A 7,597-nucleotide genomic window follows, 5' to 3' on the forward strand; every position below is an offset into this window, starting at 1 on the left:
GTAATTCGTAATTCGTAATTCGTAATTCGTAATTCGTAATTCGTAATTCGTAATTAAAAAATGAGTCAGAGTCCCCGACCTCTACAGGTAGTCCCGTTATGGTTGAGGTCTAAATCTCCATCCATAAGGTAATTACGAATTGTTAATTATTTTCTCTGCTCCCTTCTCCTGATGTCTCATTCCCCAATACTGCGATTGCTAATTATTGCATGAGTTGAGCAAGTGGGAGTTTTTAGGATCGTTAATTAAAATTAAAAGGGAATTCAAAGTGGCGGGAGTGGATTTGACAAAGCTTGGGCGGTTAAAATTAATTATGCTTCAGTCTTTTTTATCCCGTGCAACCCTAATTTTTGTATCAAGCGCTCTAGCGGTTTTGTGTGTTGCCTGTAGTGAAGACAAACGGAACACTACGACTAGTGGCAATGAGCAACCCGTGCCAATTGGGGATCTGGCATCAGTACAGCCTGCTGTCGAACCACCAACACCAGCAGTTACCCCAGAAGCACAGCCACTAGAGCCGTCTGAAAGTGAACCAAGTCTTTTTGAACAGGGACTAGACAAAGCGGTTGGCGCTTGGAGTATCAGCCGTTCTGCTCAATCTCCAGGTGATTGGATTTTGGTGGCGAATCAGTACCAGGATGCGATCGCGCTGATGGAAAGAGTCCGGCAACAAAGCCCAGAATTTGCGATCGCTCAAACAAAAATCACTGAATATCGCCGCCAAATTAAATATGCCCAACAACAAGCTACTCCTCGCCCTGTACGCCTTACCGAACCGAAGAGGATAGTAGTTGTGGTTCCCCAAAGAGCAATCACACCAAAGTATACCTCGCCTCCACAACAAACAAAACCGTTATCAATAGAGCCAGGTTTGCCCTCATCAGCAGTGGTGATTCCAGATCAGGAAGTATTTACAGCCCCGATTAAAAGGCGAATTGGTGGAACGCCAATTGTCGAAGTCACTTTCAATGGACAGCAACAATTTGAGATGATTGTGGATACGGGAGCCAGTGGCACTGTCATCACCCAACAGATGGCCAATGCTTTAGGAATCGTGACAGTAGGGAGAGCTAAGGCAAATACCGCGAGTTCCAGAGCCGTAGAATTTCCTGTGGGCTATGTTAATTCGATGGCCGTTGGTGGGGTAATAGTGAATAAAATCCCAGTAGCGATCGCAGGTGCGGAACTAGAAACTGGACTTTTAGGACATGACTTTTTTGGCAACTACGATGTCACCATCAAACGGAATGTCGTAGAATTTCGTCCGCAATCGCGATCGCAAATCAATTCCCCAGAAACTCAACTAACTGCTCCAACTTTGTCCAAGCCGCCCCACTTTGTAGGATATCCTTAGCGATTTTAATCCCTTGGGCGTGATCCAGCAGTGCGATCGTACCTGCTACTTGCAGCGCCAACGACGCATTTAAGGCAACTGCATCTTGTTGTGCCTGAGTTCCCTTACCTTGGAGTACCGCCTTGAGAATTACTGCATTCTCTTGGACATCCCCACCCCGAAGCATACCTATAGGAGCAGGTTTTAGATCCAAATTGAGGGGATTGATGGTAGTTACCTGCACTTCTCCATCTGATAAAACCGCTAAGTCAGTTTCATCTCCTAACCCAGCCTCATCAAGTTTTTCTCGCCCATGTAAAACAATCGCCTTTTCCTTGCCCAAATTGTTTAATGCTTGAGCAACAGTTACCAAAAGCTTAGGAGTAAATAACCCTACTACTTGCCCAGTGGGACGCAAAGGATTTACTAATGGCCCCAGCAAATTAAACACCGTTCGTACCCTGAGAGTCCGCCGCAATTGGGCAACCGCTTTCAGTGCTGGATGCCAACCAGGTGCAAACAAAAAAGTGATCCCCACCTCTTGTAGTGCGGCTTGCACCTTGTCACTGGATGCACTCAAGTTTACACCCAACGCTTCCAATACATCTGCACTCCCCGTGAGACTTGAAGCTGAACGATTGCCGTGTTTAGCGACTGGTACGCCAGATGCTGCGGCGACAAAAGCAACTGCTGTAGAAATATTAAAGGTTGATGAACCATCTCCACCAGTGCCACAGGTATCTATTACAGTGCTGAGTGATGAGTGGTGAGTGCTGAGTGGGGAACATTGAGATTGTAATACTTCAGCCATGCCGGTCAACTCGTCGGCAGAAATGCCTCTAAAGTTTAGCGCTGTTAAAATAGCTCCTGATAACTCTGGGGGAACCGCCTCACTGAGCCAACCTTGCATCAATTCAGCAGCTTGAGTACGAGACAAGGATTGGCCATCTATTAATTGTTGCAGCAGTATATACCAGCTAACAGACGATTCTTGAGCAGGAATTGGGGAAGTTGCCATAGCTAAGGTTTTTGTAGGTATGGGAGCCATCCTACCGAAAAATGAGAAAGTAGCAGCCAAGCTTGGGAAACTAAAATCTCAACCTTTTGCTGTTCTTAGGAGTTGACATTTAAGCAATTACTTATGTATTCTATAAATAGTTAAGCGTTTGCTTAAATATATGGTTAATAGGAATGAGTAGACCTGCTGCCAGTGCCGATGTTTTTGTGGCGATCGCAGATCCCACACGCAGGGCGCTACTGGATCTGTTACGTAGTGGTGAGCAACCAGTCAAAGAACTAGCCCAGCCATTTGCCATGAGCTTGCCAGCGATTTCTCAGCACTTACAGATTCTTTGCGAAGCAGGCTTAGTACAAATGCGGAAAGCAGGGCGACAGCGTTTCTATCGGCTAAACCCGGAGCCATTGAAACAGATATCTGAATGGATTGCTCATTACGAGCAGTTTTGGCAAGAAAAACTCGATGCCCTTGGCAATTATTTGGAGGAAAATTGATGCTCCGAAACTTGAATATGGAAGTGTTCTATCCCTATCCTCCCCAACGGGTTTGGCAGGTACTCACTAACCGTCAGGCATTGGCAGCATGGTTAATGGAAAACGACTTTGAGCCGCGTTTGGGACACAAATTCCGATTTGTGCATTCCACACTACCGGGGCTGGAGGGAGATATAGACTGTCAGGTAATTGAACTTGATGAGCCAAGACGACTGGCGTTCACTTGGCAAGACAGTATGATGTGCCAGCCTTCAGTTGTTACCTGGACAATCCAACCCGTAGTTGGGGGTACGAAACTTCTACTTGAACATAAAGGTTTGATTCAAAAAGCCATCAAGCTGAATGAACCAATGGAACTTTCCCAACCGTGGCAAGGCAAATTGTATGAGTCCAAGGCAGGGATGCAGACAGTAATACCAAATAATCGCAGCACTGTATTCTCATCAATACCCGTTGGTAGATATGAGGCATTAGATAGTATCGTTCTGAGTTATTTTCTCAATGGTGGATGGAACTACAGTTTGCATGAAAAACTACCGCAAATCTTAGTCACAGATTGCACCAGTTAAAGTGGTAATTCACATATTGCACGTTAATATCTACATTTAAATTCAAAGTTTGGCAACATTATCATTTGTGTTGGACGAGTATTAGCCAAGCCAAATTAAATTGATATTTTGGAAAATTAAATATGAATAAACAGACTTTTGTTGACACAGAAGCTGAAACATGGTTTGAGTTTCAGCCTATTTCAGGTACAAAATTATTGACATTAGCTGAACCAGTGCCAAAAGGTTCAATTCATAGATTACAAATGATTGCTGGCACAGTCATTCCAGTTCATTACCATCCTTGTGATGAATATGTTTATGTTTTGAAGGGAACTATTGAAACTGCTGAACGTGAATGCAAAGCAGGAACATTTTGGTTTACGCCTGCTCATACCCAGAATGGCCCTCACAAAGCAATTACTTTCGTTGAGCTTCTTACAATTCGTCTTGGTGAGATGGGAATATTTGAGGAGTTATAAAACAATACGGTTCAGTTAAGAAAAATTGTAGGTTGGGTTAAGCAAAGTGCAACCCAACAAAGCCTCGGAAATGTTGGGTTTCGTTCCTCAAACGCCACTTGCTTCAAGTCGGGAAACCCGCCCACCGCAGTGGCTCCCCAACCTACACAGTTTAAGGTTTTTGGCACTAACTAAACCGTATTAAGTTATAAAAATTCTAATTTATTCAAAAAATAGCCTAAGCATTTTATTAAAAAAATAGTTTTTAATGAAAATTTTATCTTACTTGGAGATATAAAATATGAATTCTCAAATTCAACTCAGCATCCCAATGATTATTCAACAATCAGAAAGAGGGGAACGAGCATTAGATATTTATTCCCGCTTACTTGCAGAGCGAATTATATTTTTGCGAAACGAAGTGACAGACGAGACAGCAAACCTCATAGTTGCACAAATGCTATTTCTTGATGCTGAAGATCCAGAGAAAGATATCACATTGTATATTAACAGTCCTGGAGGTTCGGTGACAGCAGGAATGGCTATTTACGATGCCATGAATCAAATTCGTTCAGAAGTATGTACTGTATGTATCGGTATTGCTGCTTCAATGGGATCATTCTTGCTTGCTGCTGGAAGTAAGGGTAAAAGATATGCTCTACCAAATGCTCGAATTATGATTCATCAACCATTAGGAGGCGTTCAAGGAAAAGCATCTGATATTGAAATTGCAGCCAAAGAAATTTTGTATTTCCGCCAATTAATTAACAAAATACTTGCTGCCAATAGTGGTAAATCGCTAGAGCAGATTGAATTGGACTCTGAACGTGATTTTTTCATGAGTGCCGAAGAAGCAAAAGCCTACGGTTTAATTGACAGCATCATCTTGAAAACATCTGCATCTATTTAATTAGGACTTACGCAAAATATCTCCCAAACTCTGATTTCTTTGCGTCCTCTGTGCCTCTGTGGTTCGTTATTCCGTAACTCGTGCGTAAGTCCTATTAATCTGCAAATCACTCTAATATCGACAATATCGACAAACAGTAATGGATGGAAACCAAAATGAAAATACTCATAATTGGTGGCACAAATTTTATTGGCCCTCCTGTAGTTCATCAACTGATTGCAATGGGTCATGAAGTGAGCGTATTTCATCGGGGAAAAACTACAACTAATTTACCACCAGATGTGGATGAAATCTTGGGCGATCGCTCTCATCTTTTGGAGATGAAAAGCAAGTTTAAGCAGCTTTCGCCTGAAGTCGTGGTAGATATGATTGCCTATAACGAACAAGATGCACTAACTCTAACGAACACATTTGAGGATATTGCCCAGCGTGTTGTTGTAATCAGCAGTATGGATGTGTATCATGCATACGATGTGCTTTGGGGTAAGGAATCTAATGTTGTACCTGTACCACTTACGGAAGATTCGCCCCTGCGCCAACAACTCTATCCATACCGAGAAATGCCCTCTAGACCGATCGCTGTGCCAATTGATTATGAAAAGATTTTGGTGGAGCGGGTGGTGATGGCATCCAACTTACCTGGAACGATTATACGCTTGCCAATGGTATATGGTTCCAGAGATTTCCGACATCGCCTGTATTCCTATCTTCAGCGGATGGATGATAACCGTCCTGCGATTGTTTTGGAAGACAATATCGCTCGATGGCGTGGCTCTTACGGCTATGTAGAAAATGTAGCGTATGCGATCGCATTAGCAGCAACAAACGAACGCGCAACAGGTCGCATTTATCATATCGCTGATGTAGAAGCACTTACGGAAACTCAAAGCATCACCAAAATCGGGAAAATAGCAGGATGGCAGGGTAAAGTTGTTATCGTACCCAAAAGCCAGTTACCATCAGAGTGGAAATTGCCTGGTAATACAGAGCAAGATTGGTTTGTAGACTCAACTCGTATCCGTCAAGAGTTGGGATATAAGGAAATTGTGCCCTTAAATGAAGCATTGCGGCAAACAATTGATTGGCAACGGACTCATTCACCTCAAGAACCGCAGCAGTTTGCAGTACCGTGGTTACTGGACTATGCAATAGAAGATGCGATTTTGTCTAAATTCCGTTGAACTTCATAATTAGTAATGAATAGCTCTTTTCCTTTAGCTGCACCACTTTGTTTGTAATTATTCATGCCGTACTGTAATTCCCACTCTGAAATATTAGCCCATTGAAAATTTTCTATAATTTGCGTTGAGTTGTCGTAGGTAATTAGCCAGCGATGATGACATTGTTGTAAAATTTCAGCAAATCTCTGATGTTCAAAAGAAGTGTGCAAGTGACCATCTTTACCATATAGCTTTGATTTTGTAGCACTAAAATATGGTGGATCTAAAAATAAAAATACATCTTCTCCTTCTGGTTTTAATAGATGACTGTAATCCAAATTAGTAATTTGGACGTTCTTTGATAAGATATTTTCTAATTTTTCAAGTCGTTCTATTGAAGTATCAGTAAATCTTTTATGGAAAGCTTCTTGGGAAAAACCACCTGATTCTACGGTTCCAGAAAAAGTAATTCTATTGAGGACGAAAAAACGAACGGCTCTTTCTAAATCAGATAATTTATTAACATCTACACTAGTCAATTCTGCAAACAACAATTTGCCATCTGTATATTTAACTTTAATATGCCGAATTTCTTTAACTAACTGAGCTATATCAGATTGGGCAAACTTCCAGAATAAAAATAGTTCGCGGTTTAAATCGTTAATCCAAATCTTGAGATCGGGAAACTTTTGTCTTAAATAAATAAATACAGAGCCACCACCCACAAACGGCTCTCGAAATTCTGAAAAGCTCTCTGGTAAGTATTCAGCTATCTGATTTATTGCTTTTGACTTACCGCCAGGATATCGCAGAGGGCTTTTGAGCATAATTCGTAGAAATCGTCACACTTGGGGTAATAACAAACGTCGAAAGCCTTCCTGCTCGAAATGGCGATCGGTGGTTAATGCCTCAGTGACACCACGCTGACGCATCAACACAAAGCTAACAGCGTCACATAAAGAATAGGTCTTGTCTTGCCGCGCCATTAGAAGTTTAACAGCTTCTCGATGCAACAACTCATTGATCCATACCGTCTCGATATCTAGATTTTCTAACAAATCAATAATAAATTGTAGTGCTGCTGTACGTGGAAAGCGACGAACCTGAGCTAGTGCAACAAACTCTGCTAAAACATAGCTGTGAGTTAAACTTACGCTAACACTATCCAGAAACTCAACTGCTTTCTGATGTTCTGGTTCACTACTGTGGACATAGCAAAGTAGCCCAGATTTATCAAGTAAAAGCACTCAATTTGTTTCCTCAGATGTATCGCTGTATGCTCTGACTAAATCAGCATCAATACTTTCATTATCTGCTCCTGTCGCGTAACCGAGGTTAATACTTCCAGCATGACTTCGGAAACGTTGGCGAGCGGCTTCTTTCTCTGTTTCAACTTGCGACTTTTCACGTCTTGGAGAACCATACTGCTGTTCTATGGAAGTAGCCACCAATTCTGCTAGAGATACGCCTGCAACCTCGGCTTGTTGTTGCAATGCCGCGTAAACTTCATCACTTAATTCCAAGCTTAAAACCTGACTCACTGCACTAAACCTCAGCTACTATATGTAACAGGGTTAGCGCGTCTCAAAGCCTATTGACAAGAGGACTTGCCTGATCAGCAATCTTTGTTGGAAACAAAGTGACACCATCCGAGGTAGGGTAAGATTTAATTC

10 protein-coding genes are annotated in these 7,597 nt (G+C 42.2%); 6 read left to right on the plus strand and 4 right to left on the minus strand.

Annotated elements, in window-relative coordinates; genetic code table 11:
* Positions 1 to 313: 313 nt before the first annotated feature.
* Positions 314 to 1,354 (plus strand): retropepsin-like aspartic protease, encoded by a 1,041-nt coding sequence (locus HWQ36_RS01315; RefSeq protein ID WP_292697286.1) that lies wholly within the window; start codon positions 314 to 316, stop codon positions 1,352 to 1,354.
* On the opposite strand, the gene trpD is transcribed toward HWQ36_RS01315, so the two are convergent.
* Positions 1,284 to 2,351 carry an anthranilate phosphoribosyltransferase gene (gene trpD / locus HWQ36_RS01320; RefSeq protein WP_292697287.1) on the minus strand — a complete coding sequence of 356 codons (1,068 nt, stop codon included), beginning with the start codon at positions 2,349 to 2,351 and terminating at the stop codon, positions 1,284 to 1,286. The two genes, HWQ36_RS01315 and trpD, sit on opposite strands and share 71 nt — an antisense overlap.
* 173 nt (positions 2,352 to 2,524) lie before the next feature.
* Here trpD and HWQ36_RS01325 point away from each other — a divergent pair, with 173 nt between their 5' ends.
* The 5 genes from HWQ36_RS01325 (at position 2,525) to HWQ36_RS01345 (ending at position 5,945) form a co-directional block, all read left to right on the plus strand.
* Entirely contained in the window at positions 2,525 to 2,845 is a 321-nt protein-coding gene (locus HWQ36_RS01325; RefSeq protein ID WP_229492935.1) for a metalloregulator ArsR/SmtB family transcription factor, read from the plus strand.
* The gene (locus tag HWQ36_RS01330; RefSeq protein WP_292697291.1) at positions 2,845 to 3,414 is read left to right on the plus strand and encodes an SRPBCC domain-containing protein; all 570 of its coding nucleotides are present in this window, start codon (positions 2,845 to 2,847) and stop codon (positions 3,412 to 3,414) included. Before HWQ36_RS01325 ends, HWQ36_RS01330 begins: the two co-directional genes overlap by 1 nt.
* 122 nt (positions 3,415 to 3,536) lie before the next feature.
* Entirely contained in the window at positions 3,537 to 3,875 is a 339-nt protein-coding gene (locus HWQ36_RS01335) for a cupin domain-containing protein (protein WP_292697294.1), read from the plus strand.
* A 280-nt stretch (positions 3,876 to 4,155) separates the two neighbouring features.
* Entirely contained in the window at positions 4,156 to 4,764 is a 609-nt protein-coding gene (gene clpP, locus HWQ36_RS01340; protein ID WP_292697296.1) for an ATP-dependent Clp endopeptidase proteolytic subunit ClpP, read from the plus strand.
* A 155-nt stretch (positions 4,765 to 4,919) separates the two neighbouring features.
* A complete protein-coding gene (locus HWQ36_RS01345; protein WP_292697298.1) occupies positions 4,920 to 5,945 on the plus strand; it encodes an NAD-dependent epimerase/dehydratase family protein in 1,026 nt (341 codons plus the stop codon).
* Here HWQ36_RS01345 and HWQ36_RS01350 read toward each other — a convergent pair.
* The 3 genes from HWQ36_RS01350 to HWQ36_RS01360 are packed head-to-tail and all read right to left on the minus strand — an operon-like array spanning position 5,906 to position 7,465.
* Complete coding sequence (locus HWQ36_RS01350; RefSeq protein ID WP_292697299.1) at positions 5,906 to 6,751, minus strand: DNA adenine methylase; 846 nt, start codon at positions 6,749 to 6,751, stop codon at positions 5,906 to 5,908. The genes HWQ36_RS01345 and HWQ36_RS01350 overlap by 40 nt on opposite strands.
* A gap of 15 nt (positions 6,752 to 6,766) precedes the next feature.
* Positions 6,767 to 7,171, minus strand: a complete 405-nt coding sequence (locus tag HWQ36_RS01355; RefSeq protein WP_292697301.1) for a PIN domain-containing protein — start codon at positions 7,169 to 7,171, stop codon at positions 6,767 to 6,769.
* Positions 7,172 to 7,465, minus strand: a complete 294-nt coding sequence (locus HWQ36_RS01360) for a hypothetical protein (RefSeq protein WP_292697302.1) — start codon at positions 7,463 to 7,465, stop codon at positions 7,172 to 7,174.
* Between the last annotated feature and the right edge of the window lie 132 nt (positions 7,466 to 7,597).

The organism is Nostoc sp. NMS2, from assembly GCF_017115105.1.
Classification (GTDB): Bacteria; Cyanobacteriota; Cyanobacteriia; order Cyanobacteriales; family Nostocaceae; genus Nostoc.

Coding starts and splice junctions, on each gene's coding strand:
- HWQ36_RS01335 (WP_292697294.1), top strand. CDS start 3,537: ATGAATAAACAGACTTTTGTTGACACAGAAGCTGAAACATGGTTTGAG.
- HWQ36_RS01315 (WP_292697286.1), top strand. CDS start 314: ATGCTTCAGTCTTTTTTATCCCGTGCAACCCTAATTTTTGTATCAAGC.
- HWQ36_RS01330 (WP_292697291.1), top strand. CDS start 2,845: ATGCTCCGAAACTTGAATATGGAAGTGTTCTATCCCTATCCTCCCCAA.
- HWQ36_RS01345 (WP_292697298.1), top strand. CDS start 4,920: ATGAAAATACTCATAATTGGTGGCACAAATTTTATTGGCCCTCCTGTA.
- HWQ36_RS01325 (WP_229492935.1), top strand. CDS start 2,525: ATGAGTAGACCTGCTGCCAGTGCCGATGTTTTTGTGGCGATCGCAGAT.
- clpP (WP_292697296.1), top strand. CDS start 4,156: ATGAATTCTCAAATTCAACTCAGCATCCCAATGATTATTCAACAATCA.
- HWQ36_RS01350 (WP_292697299.1), bottom strand. CDS start 6,751: ATGCTCAAAAGCCCTCTGCGATATCCTGGCGGTAAGTCAAAAGCAATA.
- trpD (WP_292697287.1), bottom strand. CDS start 2,351: ATGGCAACTTCCCCAATTCCTGCTCAAGAATCGTCTGTTAGCTGGTAT.